Here is a 14,978-nt window from a genome sequence, read left to right as displayed (position 1 = left end):
TCGATCCCTGTAGGCCCGGTAAGCGCAGCGCCACCGGGCGATACAGACGGCTCAGCCGCCCAGGTAAGCGCTCCGCACCGCTTCGTTCGCCAGCAGCGCATCGCCGGTGTCTTCCAGCACCACGCGGCCGTTCTCCAGCACGTAGCCACGGTCAGCGAGCTTCAGCGCCTGGTTGGCGTTCTGCTCGACGAGGAAGATGGTCATCCCCTCTTTACGCAACTGCTCGATGGTGTCGAATATCTGCTGGATGATGATCGGCGCAAGACCGAGCGACGGCTCGTCCAGCAGCAGGAGACGCGGCTGGCTCATCAGCGCGCGGCCAATTGCCAGCATCTGCTGTTCACCGCCGGACATGGTTCCCGCACGCTGAATGCGACGCTCCCACAGGCGCGGGAAGAGTTCGTACACCCACTTGATGCGGGTCTGGTATTCATCGCGATGGGCGAAGAAACCGCCCATCGCCAGGTTCTCTTCCACCGTCATACGCGAGAAGACGCGACGCCCTTCCGGGACAATCGCCACCGCCTCACGCATGATTCTGGCCGTCTGCCAGTCGGTAATGTCCTTACCATCGAACACAATCCGCCCGCTGGTGGCGCGCGGGTCGCCGCACAGGGTGCCGAGCAGCGTGGTTTTACCCGCGCCGTTGGCGCCAATCAGGGTAACGATTTCACCCTGATTGATGTGCAGGCTGACGTCGTGCAGCGCCTGGATCTTGCCGTAGTGCGCATTGACCTTGTCGAACGTTAACATCGCTTTTTCCATCTTATGCCTCACCAAGGTATGCGCGGATCACGTCCGGGTTGTTGCGGATCTCTTCCGGCGTGCCGTTTGCCAGCGGCGTGCCCTGGTTTACCACGTAGATACGGTCCGAAATACCCATCACCAGCTTCATGTCGTGCTCAATCAGCAGGATGGTGGTGTCGTGATGATCGCGCAACTCGGCAATCAGCTCGTCCAGCTCTTTGGTCTCTTTCGGGTTGAGGCCCGCTGCCGGTTCGTCGAGCATCAGGATCTCCGGCTGGGTCACCATGCAGCGCACGATCTCCAGTCGACGCTGGTCGCCATAGGCCAGGTTGCTCGCCTGACGGTTGGCGTGCTGCAGCAGGCCGATACGGTCGAGCCAGGTGGCGGCGCGATCGAGCGCCTCCTCCTGCGCGCGGCGGAAGGCCGGGGTTTTCAGCAGGCCGGAGAACAGGCCGGTTTTCAGCTGCTGATGCTGTGCCACCAGCAGGTTCTCAATCACCGTCATCTCGCGGAACAAACGCACGTGCTGGAAGGTACGCACCACGCCCATGCGGGCAATCTGCTGGCCCGGCAGCCCTTCCAGGTGCTGGTCGCGCAGCATGATGGTGCCGCCCGTCGGCTTGTAGAAGCCGGTCAGGCAGTTAAAGACCGTGGTTTTCCCCGCGCCGTTCGGGCCAATCAGGGAGACGATCTCTTTTTTATGCAGGTCCAGGTTCACGTTGTTGACCGCCAGCAGGCCGCCAAAACGCATCATCAGACCGTTTACGGATAATAATGGCTGACTCATGCCTGCTCTCCTTTCGCTTCCACATTCTTAAGCTTCAGCTGTGGACGCGTCATCGGCAGCAGACCCTGCGGACGCCAGATCATCATCAGCACCATCAAACCACCCAGCATCAGCATGCTGTATTCGTTAAAGTCGCGCATCAACTCGCGAGAGACCACCAGCAGGATGGCCGCGAGGATAACGGCGAACTGCGAGCCCATCCCACCGAGTACCACAATCGCCAGCACAAAGGCCGATTCGGCAAAGGTGAACGACTCGGGGCTGACGAAGCCCTGACGCGCGGCGAACAGCGTGCCGGCGAAACCGGCAAACGCGGCGCTGATGGTGAACGCGGTCAGCTTGATGCGGGTCGGGTTCAGGCCCAGAGAGCGGCAGGCGATCTCATCTTCGCGCAGCGCTTCCCACGCTCGGCCCAGCGGCATGCGCAGCAGGCGGTTGATCACGAACAGGGTGATGACCACCAGCAGCAGCGCCACCAGGTAGAGCCAGATCACGCGGTCAGATGGATCATATTTGATGCCAAAGAAGTTGCTGAAGGTATCCCAGCCGCCTTCGCGGGCGGTACGGCTGAACTCCAGGCCAAAGAAGGTCGGTTTTGGGATCTGGCTGATGCCGTTCGGGCCGCCGGTCACTTCGGTGTTGTTGAGCAGCAGGATACGGACGATTTCACCGAAGCCTAAGGTCACAATCGCCAGGTAGTCACCGCGCAGGCGCAGCACCGGGAAGCCGAGCAGGAAGCCTGCGGCGGCAGAGACCAGCCCCGCCAGCGGCAGGCAGGTCCAGAAGCCCAGGCCGTAATAGTGGTTCAGCAGCGCGAAGGTGTACGCGCCGATAGCGTAGAAACCGCCGTAGCCCAGCACCAGCAGGCCGGACAGCCCCACCACCACGTTCAGACCGAGGCCGAGAATCACATAAATCATGGTCAGGGTGGCGATGTCCACCGTGCCGCGCGACACCATAAACGGCCACGCCACGGCAGCCACCAGCAGCGCCACGAGGAACAGCTTCTGTTTTACCGTTGTACCGTCGATCGCCGGCAAGACGAATTTCGGTCCGGAGACATTTTTCAGCGTTTTCTGGAACAGCGGGCGCAGCAGCTGGAACAGGAACACCACGGCGGTGCCGATAAAGACCCACTGCCAGCGAATATCAGCTGCAGTATCGACAACGAGTTTGGTGCCATTCAGCTCAAGCTGGACGCCCATAAAGACGCTGGCCAGCACGAAGAACATGGCGGCAGAGAGCAGCGCCATTGCAAAATGCATCGGTTTCATACTTTCTCTACCTCCGGACGGCCCAGAATACCGGTAGGCATCACCAGCAGAACCAGAATCAGCAGGGCAAACGACACCACGTCCTTATATTCGGTGCTCAGGTACGCCGAGGAGAGTGCTTCCGCCACGCCCAGGATCAGGCCGCCAATCATCGCGCCCGGAATGCTGCCAATGCCGCCCAGTACCGCCGCGGTGAAGGCTTTCATCCCGGCCATAAAGCCGATGTACGGGTTAATTACGCCGTAAAACTGGCCGAGCAGCACGCCAGCCACCGCAGCCATCGCCGCGCCAATCACGAAGGTCAGGGCGATTACGCGGTCGGTGTTGATGCCGAGCAGGCTCGCCATCTTCAGGTCTTCAGCGCACGCGCGGCAGGCGCGTCCCATGCGGGAGTAGCGGATGAACAGGGTCAGGGCGAGCATGGCGACAAAGGTCACGACCCAGATCACCAGTTGCATCGTGGTAATAGAGGCAGAGAAGTTTTCGCTGGCCCCCACAATCCACTGGCCGTTAAACAGGCTTGGCAGCGCCACGTCGCGCGAACCTTCGGTCAGGCTGACGTAGTTTTGCAGGAAGATCGACATCCCAATCGCGGAAATCAGCGCAATAAGACGCTTGGAGCTGCGCACCGGCCGGTAGGCCACGCGCTCGATGCTCCAGCCGTAGGCGCTGGCGATCACGATCGCGCCAACAAACCCGGCGGCGACCAGCAGCCAGCTGCTGTCGATGCCCATCATCATCAGCGCGGCGATAATCATAAAGGAGACGTAGCTACCGATCATATACACCTCGCCGTGGGCGAAGTTGATCATGCCGATAATGCCGTAAACCATCGTATAGCCGATGGCGATCAGCGCGTAGGTGCTTCCCAGCGTGACGCCGTTAAACATCTGCTGCAAAAAGTAGAGAAACTGCTCGGACATATGCAAACCTTTTTATACCCGCCCGGTGAGCCGGGCGGTGGGATAATTATTTGGCGACCGAGGACGAACCGTCGGCGTGCCACTTAAAGACACCAAACTCAAATCCCTTCAGATCGCCTTTCTCATCCCAGTTCAGCGTCCCAATCACGGTGTTCGCCCCGTGTGCTTTTAAATCTTTCACCAGATCCAGCGGCTCTTTGCTGCCGGTACGCTCCAGCGCGGTTGCCAGAGACTGCACAGCCGCGTAGGTGATCCAGACGTATGGACCACTCGGATCTTTCTTCTGCGCCTTGAGCGCATCCACGATAGCCTTGTTGGCCGGATCCTGGTCATAGCGTTTTGGCATCGTCACCAGCATGCCTTCGGCAGAATCCCCTGCGATGTTCGACAGTGAGGCGTTGCCCACGCCCTCTGGCCCCATAAACTGGGTTTTCAGACCGGTGGCGCGCGCCTGGCGCAGCATCTGGCCCATCTCCGGGTAGTAGCCACCGTAGTAGACGAAGTCGATGTTCTCTTTTTGCAGACGGGCGATCAGCGCGGAGAAGTCTTTTTCGCCTGCGGTAATGCCGTCGAAGAAGACGATGTTCGCGCCGCCTTTTTTCAGGCCGTCCTGCACGGAGCGCGCCAGGCCTTCGCCGTACTGCTGCTTGTCATGAATGATGGCGATACGCTGTGGCTTAACGGTCTCGAGGATGTATTTGGCCGCGGTTGGCCCCTGGGAGGAGTCCAGACCGGCGGTACGCATGATGTGCTGGTAACCGCGCTGGGTCAGCTCCGGGTTGGTGGCGCCCGGAGTGATCATCAGAATACCTTCGTCTTCGTAGATATCGGACGCGGGCTGGGTGGAGGATGAGCAGAGGTGGCCGATGACGTACTGAATCCCGTCGTTGACGATTTTGTTGGCGACCGCAACGGCCTGTTTCGGATCGCAGGCGTCGTCATACTCCACGCCTACCAGCTTGTCGCCCTTGATGCCGCCTTTGGCGTTGATGTCTTTGATGGCCTGACGCGCGCCGTTAAACTCCATGTCACCCCACTGGGCAACAGGGCCGGACATCGCACCGACTACCGCAACTTTAATCTCTTCCGCCATGACCGCATGCGAGATCGCCAGTGCAACCATTCCCGCGATAAATGTCTTCGCGTTCCTTTTCATCTCAGAATCCCCATTCGTGATGTCGTGTTTATATTTTGTTTTATTATGGTTAAAAAGCATTCTGTACTTTTAATGAACAACGCTATTTTTACCAGTGCCTTTAATGGTTTAGCGCAGTTTTTTGTCAAAAACCAGACTAAAATCTCTATTTTTCAGGCGATTAAGGAAAGATAATATTCTGAAATCAGGCAGAGATAAACAAATAAAAGTGCAGTTTGCAGCATAAAATAACGGTACAAAGCGCCGAATAAATCACTGCCATTCAGGTTAAAATTCTGCTTATTTTTCGATCCATGTGTTTTCACACTGCCCATTGCATTGCTAAAAAACTAATCACCTGGTTAATGAGAATAAAAAGAGGAAGCCGCTGAGTGAATAAATTGAGTACACTGCCTCTACTCAATTTGATTTGGACAAGCTGCTAATGAAACTGACTATCGTGCGTCTGGTGACCTTTAGCGACCAGGATCATATCGACCTGGGCAAGATCTGGCCGGAATATTCCCCTTCGTCGCTGCATGTCGACGAGAACCATTGCATTTATGCCGCGCGCTTCAACGAGCGCCTGCTGGCCGCGGTTCGCGTGACCCTGAGCGGCACGGAGGGAGCGCTGGACTCGCTGCGCGTGCGTGACGTGACCCGTCGTCGCGGTGTGGGACAGTATTTAATTGAAGAAGTGATCCGCGAAAACCCGAACGTAAACTCATGGTGGATGGCCGACGTGGGCGTGGAAGACCGCGGCGTGATGGCAGCGTTTATGCAGGCGTTAGGGTTTACGGCGCAGGAGAGCGGGTGGGAGAAGCGTTTGGAATGAATTGTGCGGTGCGGCATGATGCCCTCACCCCGGCCCTCTCCCACGGGGAGAGGGTGCAAACACTAAAATGGCAACCTTACGGTTGCCATTTGCGTTTATTTGGCGTCTGTCGCCGTTCCGTTAGCATGCCAGTCAAACACGCCGAACTCAAAGCCCTTCAGATCGCCTTTTGCGTCCCAGGAGAGCGGCCCCATCACGGTTTCCACCGTGTTGGCTTTCAGCCAGGTGGTAATCTCAGCCGGATCGGCTGACTGGTTCAGACCCGCCTGCAGAGACTGCAGCGCTGCGTAGGTTGTCCAGACGAACGCGCCGCTTGGATCCTGCTTCTTCGCCTTGATGGCATCTACGATAGGTTTGTTCGCTGGCACCTGGTCGTAGTTCTTCGGCTTGGTCACCAGCAGACCTTCGGCAGATTCACCCGCGATGTTAGACAGGGAAACGTTCGCCACGCCTTCCGGGCCCATGAACTGGGTTTTCAGACCCGCCGCGCGCGCCTGGCGCAGGATCTGGCCCATTTCCGGGTGGTAGCCGCCGTAGTAAACGAAATCGATATTCTCTTTCTTCAGACGCGCCACCAGGGTGGAGAAGTCTTTCTCGCCAGCGGTGATCCCGTCAAAGAAGACCACGTTGGCATTGCCTTTTTTAAGACCGTCCTGCACCGCACGGGCCAGACCTTCACCATACTGCTGTTTGTCGTGAACAATCGCGATACGCTGCGGCTTCACTTTTTCCAGAATGTACTTAGCCGCCGTTGGGCCCTGATCGGAGTCCAGACCGGTGGTACGCAGGGTCAGCTTGTAGCCGCGCGCGGTCAGCTCCGGTGCGGTCGCAGCCGGGGTGATCATCAGGATACCTTCGTCTTCGTAGATGTCAGACGCGGGCTGAGTAGAAGAGGAACACAGGTGACCGATAACGTATTTGATGCCGTCGTTGACCACTTTGTTCGCCACCGCGACCGCTTGCTTCGGGTCACAGGCATCGTCGTATTTTACGATCTGCAGTTTTTCGCCCTTGATGCCGCCCTTAGCATTAATGTCTGCAACTGCCTGTTCTGCGCCCGTAAATTCCTGGTCGCCGTACTGTGCTACCGGACCGGACATTGCGCCCACCACGGCCACCTTAATATCTGCCTGCGCCATGGTGCTGAATGCCAACGCGATACATCCTGCCAGTAACGCTTTACCCTTCATGTTCATCCTGAGATTCCCCATTATTATGGTTATTACGATTGTTGTGATGTTGTTGTGCAGCGCTTTATTTCAGTTATTGGTGTGCTGTTCGCGCTTTTTCAGCATACTCTGCTAAAACATACCCCATTTTTATGATTTTGGAATAGCTAATTTGAAATGAATATATGATAAGCCCGACAGGATTTACCGCCGGGCTGGTGGCTTTAACGTGTCAGCGACGCGGAGATAATGTCCAGCGCTTTGCGAAACTGCGCTTCTGGGATGGTAAGCGGATAAAGGAAGCGGATCACGTTGCCGTAAACGCCGCAGCTCAGGAGCAGCAGCCCTTCGTTCAACGCGCGCTCCTGCACCTGACGGGTAAATTCCGGCGACGGTTGCCCAGATTGCGGATCGTTAAACTCTACCGCGACCATCGAGCCCTGGGCACGGATGTCGGCGATGAACGGGCAGTTTTCCTTCGCTTTGTTGAGCACTTCTACCAGATGATGGCCGAGATGCGCCGAGCGTGTGCAGAGATCTTCCTCGTCAATCACGTCCAGCACCGCGTGCGCCGCGGCAATCGCCAGCGGGTTACCTGCGTAGGTACCGCCCAGACCGCCAGGTGCAGGCGCGTCCATCACCTCGGCGCGGCCCGATACCGCTGAGAGCGGCATCCCGCCCGCGAGGCTTTTTGCCATGGTGATCAGGTCCGGCTTCACGCAGTGGTGTTCCATCGAGAACAGCTTGCCGGTGCGGGCGAAGCCGCTTTGCACCTCGTCGGCAATCAGCAAAATTCCGTGGGTATCGCACAGGGCGCGCAGCGCCTGCATAAAATCAGCGGGCGCAATGTTGAACCCGCCCTCTCCCTGAACCGGTTCGAGAATAATGGCCGCCACCTGGTCTGGGGCGATATCGGCCTTAAAGATGCGCTCCAGGCTTTTTAATGCTTCCGCCGTGCTGATGCCGTGCAGATCGTCAGGGAATTGAGCGTGGTATACCGAACCGGGGAACGGGCCGAAACCCAGCTTGTACGGCGCGACCTTACCGGTCAGCGCCATGGTCATAAAGGTGCGACCGTGGAACGCGCCGCCGAAGGTGATAAGGCCGGGGCGTCTGGTATACGCGCGGGCAATTTTGACCGCGTTTTCGACCGCTTCAGCACCCGTCGAGAAGAAGGCGGTTTTGGCCGGGCCGTCAATCGGCACGCGCTGGTTGATGCGCTCGGCAAGCGCCACATAGCCCTCATACGGCACAATCTGGTAGGCCGTGTGGGTAAAAGCGTGGAGTTGTTTTTCGATAGCGGAGATAACTTTGGGATGGCGATGGCCGGTATTCAGCACCGCGATCCCGGCGGCGAAGTCGATGTACTCATTGCCTTCCACGTCCCACACCGTGGCGTTTTCGGCTTTATCAGCATAGAAGTTACACATCACGCCGATGCCGCGCGGCGTCGCCTGTAAACGCCGGTCATTCAGTTCGTTATTTTTCACCCTGACCCCCTGAGAAAATCGCCTGCTTAGCGCATCAGTAAGTGTTTGCCAGGGGGGAGAAATTCGCCAGAGCGGGCGCTAAAAAAACAAAACCCCCGAATTTGCATTCGAGGGCTCTCGGTGTACTTCGCGGTAATTACGCTTCGATAGCAGCGCGAAGTTTTTTCATGGCGTTCTTTTCAAGCTGACGGACACGTTCCGCAGAAACGCCGTAGCGGTCAGCCAGCTCCTGCAGCGTGGACTTGTTGTCTTCGTCCAGCCAGCGGGCGCGGATAATGTCCTGGCTACGCTCGTCGAGGCCTTCCATCGCATGGGTCAGCTTGTTCGCGGCCTGATCTTCCCAGTTGTCCTCTTCAATGCCGTCGGCAAAGTTAGAGGTTTTATCCTGCAGATACAGAACCGGTGCCATCGGCTGGCTGTCAGATGCGTCGTCGTCGGAGGACATATCAAAGGTCATGTCCTGCGCGGCCATACGGGATTCCATCTCACGGACGTCTTTGCTGGATACACCCAGCTCGCGCGCCACCATTTCCACTTCATCCTGATTGAACCAGCCCAGACGCTGCTTGGTTTTACGCAGGTTGAAGAACAGCTTACGTTGCGCTTTTGTCGTGGCGACTTTCACGATACGCCAGTTGCGCAGCACGTATTCATGAATTTCTGCTTTGATCCAGTGTACGGCGAAGGAGACCAGTCGCACGCCCACTTCCGGGTTAAAGCGACGTACAGCCTTCATCAGGCCGATGTTACCTTCCTGAATCAAGTCCGCCTGCGGCAGGCCATAGCCCGCATAGTTACGAGCAATGTGAACAACAAAGCGCAGGTGAGACAGGATCAGCTTTTTCGCTGCTTCCAGATCGCCCTGGTAATGCAGCTTTTCAGCAAGCTCCTTTTCTTCCTCGGCCGTTAACATCGGCCAGGTGTTCGCAGCCCGGATGTAAGATTCCAGGTTACCAACAGGGGCTAAAGCTAAAGTTTGCATTTCTTTGGTCATTCATTCCTCTCAATGTTTCTTCTGGTCCAGGCTGTCCCCGTCAGGCAACAACCATGCCAAAGCGTTTGAGCAACGAGATTAGCATTCACTCTTTTATCAGACAGTGATTTTATCCACAAGTTCCAGGTGCAACGGTGAATAAATTACGCACAAAATGTGACATGGAGATGATAACAGGGGAAGAGACAACAGGGACGCTTTCCCTGCAGAGCGAACATCTCGGTGCAGGGAAAGATTATATCACGCTTTTATTAGTCGGGAGTAAAGTGGCGTAAATGTTGAACCGTTGCCAGCCATGCGGCAATCCAGCCGATCATGGAGCACACCAGCAGCAACAGAAGGCACTCATCGAAGCCTAAGCCACTGATATCAAACTTAGTTCCGAAAACCTGCGCCACTTCGGTGACGGCAGACGAAAGCCGCATCACCAAAATTTCTGACAATATTAGTGAAAGAAATGCGCCGGAGAAACCGAGCAGTGCGCCACCGTAGAGGAACGGACGCAGGATGAAACCATCCGTTGCGCCAATCAGTTTTTGCACGTTGATGGTATCGCGACGCGCAAAGATGCTCAGACGCACGCTGTTACCGATGACGAGGAACACCGCTGCCACCATCAGCACGCCGATCATCGCCGACACGCGCCCCACCAGCCCGGTCAGCGCCGCAAGACGGGCAAACCAGCTGTCGTCCATGCGCACTTCATCAATCCCGTTGATGCGTGTGATGCGGTCGCGCAGGGTATTCAGCGAATCGGTACCCTGGAAATCCAGCTTCGGGATCACCACCGCAACGGCGGGCAGCGGGTTCTCTTCCAGCATGTCCAGCGCGCCGCCAAAGCCTGACCAGTTACGGAACTCGCCCAACGCTTCTTCACGGGAGAGATAATTCACCTTCTCCACGCCCTGCTCGGCCTGGATTTGCCCGACCACCTGCGCCGCCGCGTTATCGTCGAGCGCTTTATCCAGATAAACGGTGATCTGCGGTGACGGGTAATACTGCGACGCCGCCTGGTTGACGTTCTTATAGACCATGTAGCAGACGCTTGGCAGCGTCAGGGAGATGGCGATCACCATCACCGTCAGGAACGTCGCCAGCGGTTTGCTTTTCAGGTCCTGCAGCGCGCCGTGGAAGGCGTAGCGCACCTGTTCGTTAAACACGTTGGTCTTGCGGGAGGCCGGTTTCGGCGCCGCTTTCTGGCGCTTAGGCGCATTACGACTGCCGTCACCGCCGCCCTGCGGCTTACGGAAACGGTCGAACCGGTTCCCGAACTGCCGAATCTGGTTCATTGCATCACGCTTGTTCACCGTGGCCTCCGTGCAAATGCCCGTCGCTCAGGGTCAGCATGCGGTACGAACGACGGGAAATCAGCCCCATGTCGTGCGTCGCCATCAGTACCGTTACCCCTACGCGGTTGAATTCCTCAAACAGACGCAAAATCCCTTCGGACAGGGCATCGTCCAGGTTACCGGTCGGTTCATCCGCCAGCAGTACGGCAGGCTTGTTCACCACCGCGCGGGCGATGCCCACGCGCTGCTGTTCACCGCCGGAAAGCTGGATCGGGAAGTTCTTCGCTTTGTCCAGCAGCCCGACCTTGTCCAGCGCCGCAGAGACGCGACGGCGGATATCGTCATAGCTGGCGCCGGCAATAATCAGCGGGATCGCCACGTTATCGAAAACGGTGCGATCCATCAGCAGGTGGTGATCCTGGAAAATCATGCCAATCTGACGACGCAGAAACGGCACTTCACGGTTTTTCAGACGGCTAATTTCGTGGCCGCTGAACCAGATTTTCCCGGCGCTTGGCCGTTCGATCCCACAGATAAGCTTGAGCAGGGTACTTTTCCCCGCGCCGGAATGGCCGGTCAGGAATGCCATCTCGCCTGGCTGCAGGTGGAACGTTACCCCCTGCAGCGCTTGTCTCCCACCGAGATAGGCCTTGCTGACGTGTTCAAAGCGAATCATTGTTAGTCCTCTCGGGCAAATAATGCCTCAATAAAGTCGTCCGCCTTAAACGGACGCAAATCCTCAATACGCTCGCCCACACCGATGTAGCGGATAGGAATGCCGAACTGGTCGGCCACGGAGAAGATCACCCCGCCTTTCGCGGTGCCGTCCAGTTTGGTCAGCGTGATCCCCGTCAGCCCTACCGCTTCATGGAACAGCTTCGCCTGGCTAATGGCGTTCTGCCCGGTGCTGGCGTCGATAGTCAGCATAATTTCATGCGGTGCATCTTCGTCCAGCTTCTTCATGACGCGGACGATTTTCTTCAGCTCTTCCATCAGGTGCGATTTGTTTTGCAAACGCCCTGCGGTGTCAGCAATCAGCACGTCCACGTTGCGCGACTTCGCCGCCTGGATGGCATCGAAAATCACGGATGCGGAATCCGCGCCGGTGTGCTGGGCAATCACCGGAATGTTGTTGCGCTGGCCCCACACCTGGAGCTGCTCAACCGCTGCCGCACGGAAGGTATCGCCCGCCGCCAGCATCACCGATTTGCCCTGCTGCTCAAACTGGCGCGCCAGCTTGCCGATGGTGGTGGTTTTACCCACGCCGTTAACGCCAACCATCAGAATAACAAATGGCGTTTTGCCTTCAATATTAAGCGGTTCGTCAACTTTTGCGAGAATTTCACCCATCTCGTCTTTCAGCAGGCCGTACAGCGCCTCGGCGTCGCGCAGCTGTTTGCGGCTCGCCCCTTCGGTCAGGTTGGCGATGATCTTACGGGTAGTTTCCACGCCCACGTCCGCAATCAGCAGCTGCTCTTCCAGCTCTTCAAACAGATCGTCGTCGATCTTCTTGCCGCGGAAAAGACTGATAAATCCGGAACCTAAGTTTTCTTTGGTTTTGAGCAGGCTGCGCTTCAGGCGCGCGAAGAAACCTTCTTTGGTCGGTTTTTCCTGCTCCTGAACGATCTCTTCTTCGGCCTGCTCTTCCACCGGCACGACGATTACCGCTTCTTCAGCCGCTTCCGCCGCCAGCGCCTGAGCTTCCAGCTCTTCGTCGGTCAGCTCTGGCTCAAGTGCCGCCTCTTCTTCCACCGCCTCAACGATTTCAACGGTTTCCGCTTCGGCCTGCCACTCTTCGGCAGAAACCTCTTCAGCTTTAACCTCTTCGGGCAGCGGCAGCGCTTCGTGTTCGATAGCGGCCTGCGGCGCTTCGGTAAGGGTTTCTACGATAACCGGCTCTGGCTTCTCGCTCTCCTGAACCTGCTCAGTGACCTCAACCACCTCTTCAGCAAAGGATTCAATCTCTTCTTTGCTGTGCGCTGGTTCTTCCGCTTCGACAACCGCAGCGGTTTCGACAGGCGTTTCAGGCTGTGACTGCTCTTCTACAACCTGTTGCTCTTCGGTTTTCTGTTCTGTTTCTTGCTCTTTTTCACCGAAACCCAACCAGGAAAAGAAGCCACGTTTTTTTTGTTTTGCCATCTGCGACTACACTCCTCGCGGCGCTATATACAGGGAAGCTAAAAAAATGATGAAATAGTCTAACACTTTACTTAATTGACATCACCGCCCGCAATCGCAGGGCTATGGTTAACAGAGCTTTCCAGAGATGAAGAAACCCACCCGCGCCCCGGCCGGTCAAATTCGCATTATCGGCGGCCAGTGGCGAGGCCGGAAATTACCGGTGCCGGACAGCCCCGGTTTACGCCCTACAACCGACCGCGTTCGCGAGACGCTGTTTAACTGGCTTGCCCCATCAATGGTAGACGCCCACTGCCTGGACTGCTTCGCCGGAAGCGGTGCCTTAGGGCTGGAAGCGCTGTCGCGCTACGCCGCCAGCGCCACGCTGCTGGAGATGGAGCGCGGCGTTGCGCAGACGCTGCAGCAAAATCTGGCGACGCTGAAGGCGACGAATGCGAAAGTGGTCAACACCAATACGCTGAGTTTCCTCGCGCAGCAGGGTACGCCGCATAACGTGGTCTTTGTCGACCCGCCGTTCCGCAAGGGGTTGCTGGAAGAGACGTTATCCCTGCTGGAGCACAATGGCTGGCTGGCGGATGACGCGCTGATTTATGTAGAAAGCGAAGTGGAAAACGGCCTGCCACCCGTTCCCGTTCACTGGGATCTGCACCGCGAGAAGGTCGCAGGCCAGGTGGCTTATCGTCTGTATCACCGTCAGGCACAAGGAGGATCCGATGCCGGTACTGATTAACCTGGGACGCTTGCTGATGCTGGGCGTCTGGGCATTTTTGATTTTGAATCTGGTGCACCCGTTCCCGCGCCCGTTGAACATCTTTGTTAACGTGGCGCTGATTTTCACCTCGTTCATGCACGCCCTGCAGATGGTGATGCTGAAAAACGGCCTGCCGAAAGATGGCCCGCCGATGACCGGCTGGCAGCAGCTGCGGGTGTTTATTTTCGGCGTGTTTGAACTGCTGGTGTGGATGAAGAAGTTTAAGGCGCAGGTGAAGAAGTAAGGTGCGGTGTGATGCCCTCACCCTAACCCTCTCCCACTGGGAGAGGGGACCGATCGCGCATTATTCAGCCCTAAAACCTACAAAACGCGACCCTTTATAGCTCAGCGTGCCTTTCTCTCCCACCGTCAGCTGATGGTACTGCTGCGCCTCCAGGCGGAAGGTCATCTCCAGACCGCCGGTTTCCGGCTTAAAGCTGGCTTCATAGCGCATGCCGGTGCCCGCGGGCGTCACCTGCTGCTGGCGAGAGCGGCGGTCGTTAAGCGGTTTCTCGCGTTTGTTCGCCACCACTACGCGCTTGTGCATCAGCGGCGCGGCGTCGTTGTCCGCCTTTTCGCGGCGCTGCTGCACGAAGCGAAACGAGGCGGCAATGACGATAATCGCCACCACGATAATGAAAAACAGCGGCATCTTGCTCATTGAAACATCCCATCAGATTATGCGGAATTCAGGATACCTCGCCTGCCCCGGCATTGCCAAACGCCCGCTCGCGTCACTACACTGGATCAGAAACTGATTATTCAGCCTCAACAGTTACAGGGAGTTAATATGCTTTGGTCATTTATCGCTGTCTGTTTTTCCGCATGGCTTTATGTCGATGCGTCCTATCGCGGTCCAGCCTGGCAGCGCTGGTTGTTTAAACCCGTCACGCTGCTGTTGCTTCTGCTGCTCGCCTGGCAGGCTCCGATGTTTAACGCCATCAGCTATCTGGTGCTCGCCGGGCTGTGTGCCTCCCTGATTGGTGATGCCTTAACCCTGCTGCCGCGTCAGCGCCTGCTGTATGCCGTGGGGGCATTTTTCCTCTCCCATCTGCTGTATACCATCTACTTTGCCAGCCAGATGACGCTCTCCTTCTTCTGGCCGCTGCCGCTGGTGCTGCTGGTGATTGGCGCGCTGCTGATTGCGGTGATCTGGTCGCGTCTGGAAGAGATGCGTCTGCCGGTATGCACGTTTATCGCCATGACGCTGGTGATGGTGTGGCTGGCCGGTGAACTGTGGTTCTTCCGCCCGACATCTCAGGCGATGTCCGCGTTCTTCGGCGCGGCGCTGCTGTTAATCGGCAATATCGTCTGGCTGGGCAGCCACTATCGCCGCCGCTTCCGCGCGGACAACGCGATTTCGTCCGCCTGCTACTTTGCCGGGCACTTCCTGATCGTGCGTTCATTGTATATCTAAATAACGCTTGACTCTGGAGTCGACTCCA

The 14,978-nt window shown here is 57.2% G+C and carries 16 protein-coding genes; 4 read left to right on the top strand and 12 right to left on the bottom strand.

All coding sequences use genetic code 11. The features are described from left to right. Positions 1 to 51 precede the first annotated feature (51 nt). Genes livF through livK form a run of 5 tightly spaced genes read right to left on the bottom strand, consistent with a single transcriptional unit; the run spans position 52 to position 4,887 of the window. Positions 52 to 765, bottom strand: coding sequence for a high-affinity branched-chain amino acid ABC transporter ATP-binding protein LivF (gene livF, locus IM273_RS10345; RefSeq protein ID WP_008500102.1), 714 nt, complete (start codon positions 763 to 765; stop codon positions 52 to 54). Between the two features lies 1 nt (position 766). Continuing rightward, on the bottom strand, positions 767 to 1,534 hold the full coding sequence (gene livG, locus IM273_RS10340; RefSeq protein WP_028015149.1) for a high-affinity branched-chain amino acid ABC transporter ATP-binding protein LivG: 768 nt from the start codon (positions 1,532 to 1,534) through the stop codon (positions 767 to 769). Further along, positions 1,531 to 2,808 (bottom strand): high-affinity branched-chain amino acid ABC transporter permease LivM, encoded by a 1,278-nt coding sequence (locus IM273_RS10335; RefSeq protein ID WP_045631383.1) that lies wholly within the window; start codon positions 2,806 to 2,808, stop codon positions 1,531 to 1,533. Before IM273_RS10335 ends, livG begins: the two co-directional genes overlap by 4 nt. Further along, on the bottom strand, positions 2,805 to 3,731 hold the full coding sequence (gene livH / locus IM273_RS10330) for a high-affinity branched-chain amino acid ABC transporter permease LivH (RefSeq protein ID WP_028015147.1): 927 nt from the start codon (positions 3,729 to 3,731) through the stop codon (positions 2,805 to 2,807). Before livH ends, IM273_RS10335 begins: the two co-directional genes overlap by 4 nt. A gap of 46 nt (positions 3,732 to 3,777) precedes the next feature. After that, positions 3,778 to 4,887 (bottom strand): high-affinity branched-chain amino acid ABC transporter substrate-binding protein LivK, encoded by a 1,110-nt coding sequence (gene livK / locus IM273_RS10325; RefSeq protein WP_193051626.1) that lies wholly within the window; start codon positions 4,885 to 4,887, stop codon positions 3,778 to 3,780. Positions 4,888 to 5,311: 424 nt separating this feature from the next. On the opposite strand from livK, the gene panM reads away from it, so the two are divergent. Next, positions 5,312 to 5,701, top strand: a complete 390-nt coding sequence (gene panM / locus IM273_RS10320) for an aspartate 1-decarboxylase autocleavage activator PanM (RefSeq protein WP_193051625.1) — start codon at positions 5,312 to 5,314, stop codon at positions 5,699 to 5,701. 95 nt (positions 5,702 to 5,796) lie between these two features. Here panM and livJ read toward each other — a convergent pair whose 3' ends face one another. The 6 genes from livJ to ftsY all read right to left on the bottom strand — a co-directional run bounded on the left by livJ (position 5,797) and on the right by ftsY (position 12,782). Further along, positions 5,797 to 6,897 (bottom strand): branched chain amino acid ABC transporter substrate-binding protein LivJ, encoded by a 1,101-nt coding sequence (livJ, locus tag IM273_RS10315; protein ID WP_193051624.1) that lies wholly within the window; start codon positions 6,895 to 6,897, stop codon positions 5,797 to 5,799. Positions 6,898 to 7,094: 197 nt separating this feature from the next. Next, the gene (locus IM273_RS10310) at positions 7,095 to 8,360 is read right to left on the bottom strand and encodes a 4-aminobutyrate--2-oxoglutarate transaminase (protein ID WP_069733688.1); all 1,266 of its coding nucleotides are present in this window, start codon (positions 8,358 to 8,360) and stop codon (positions 7,095 to 7,097) included. 136 nt (positions 8,361 to 8,496) lie between these two features. Continuing rightward, complete coding sequence (gene rpoH, locus IM273_RS10305) at positions 8,497 to 9,354, bottom strand: RNA polymerase sigma factor RpoH (RefSeq protein WP_028015143.1); 858 nt, start codon at positions 9,352 to 9,354, stop codon at positions 8,497 to 8,499. Between the two features lie 251 nt (positions 9,355 to 9,605). Continuing rightward, positions 9,606 to 10,661, bottom strand: coding sequence for a permease-like cell division protein FtsX (gene ftsX, locus IM273_RS10300; protein WP_045260956.1), 1,056 nt, complete (start codon positions 10,659 to 10,661; stop codon positions 9,606 to 9,608). Further along, the gene (gene ftsE, locus IM273_RS10295) at positions 10,648 to 11,319 is read right to left on the bottom strand and encodes a cell division ATP-binding protein FtsE (protein ID WP_003861525.1); all 672 of its coding nucleotides are present in this window, start codon (positions 11,317 to 11,319) and stop codon (positions 10,648 to 10,650) included. The genes ftsX and ftsE overlap by 14 nt, the downstream gene beginning before the upstream one ends. Positions 11,320 to 11,321: 2 nt before the next feature. Then, entirely contained in the window at positions 11,322 to 12,782 is a 1,461-nt protein-coding gene (gene ftsY / locus IM273_RS10290; protein WP_045631387.1) for a signal recognition particle-docking protein FtsY, read from the bottom strand. Positions 12,783 to 12,909: 127 nt separating this feature from the next. On the opposite strand from ftsY, the gene rsmD reads away from it, so the two are divergent. Continuing rightward, on the top strand, positions 12,910 to 13,512 hold the full coding sequence (gene rsmD, locus IM273_RS10285) for a 16S rRNA (guanine(966)-N(2))-methyltransferase (protein WP_028015140.1): 603 nt from the start codon (positions 12,910 to 12,912) through the stop codon (positions 13,510 to 13,512). Then, positions 13,496 to 13,777, top strand: coding sequence for a DUF1145 family protein (locus IM273_RS10280; protein ID WP_014882110.1), 282 nt, complete (start codon positions 13,496 to 13,498; stop codon positions 13,775 to 13,777). Before rsmD ends, IM273_RS10280 begins: the two co-directional genes overlap by 17 nt. Positions 13,778 to 13,837: 60 nt before the next feature. On the opposite strand, the gene IM273_RS10275 is transcribed toward IM273_RS10280, so the two are convergent. Next, entirely contained in the window at positions 13,838 to 14,194 is a 357-nt protein-coding gene (locus IM273_RS10275) for a DUF2500 domain-containing protein (RefSeq protein WP_193032173.1), read from the bottom strand. A gap of 129 nt (positions 14,195 to 14,323) precedes the next feature. Between IM273_RS10275 and IM273_RS10270 the strand changes: the two genes are divergently transcribed. Next, on the top strand, positions 14,324 to 14,950 hold the full coding sequence (locus tag IM273_RS10270; RefSeq protein ID WP_028015138.1) for a lysoplasmalogenase: 627 nt from the start codon (positions 14,324 to 14,326) through the stop codon (positions 14,948 to 14,950). Positions 14,951 to 14,978: the final 28 nt, after the last annotated feature.

Source organism: Enterobacter cloacae complex sp. P13B (genome assembly GCF_014895915.1).
Classification (GTDB): Bacteria; Pseudomonadota; Gammaproteobacteria; order Enterobacterales; family Enterobacteriaceae; genus Enterobacter; species Enterobacter bugandensis.
This window is presented reverse-complemented; position numbering and strand designations above follow the sequence as displayed.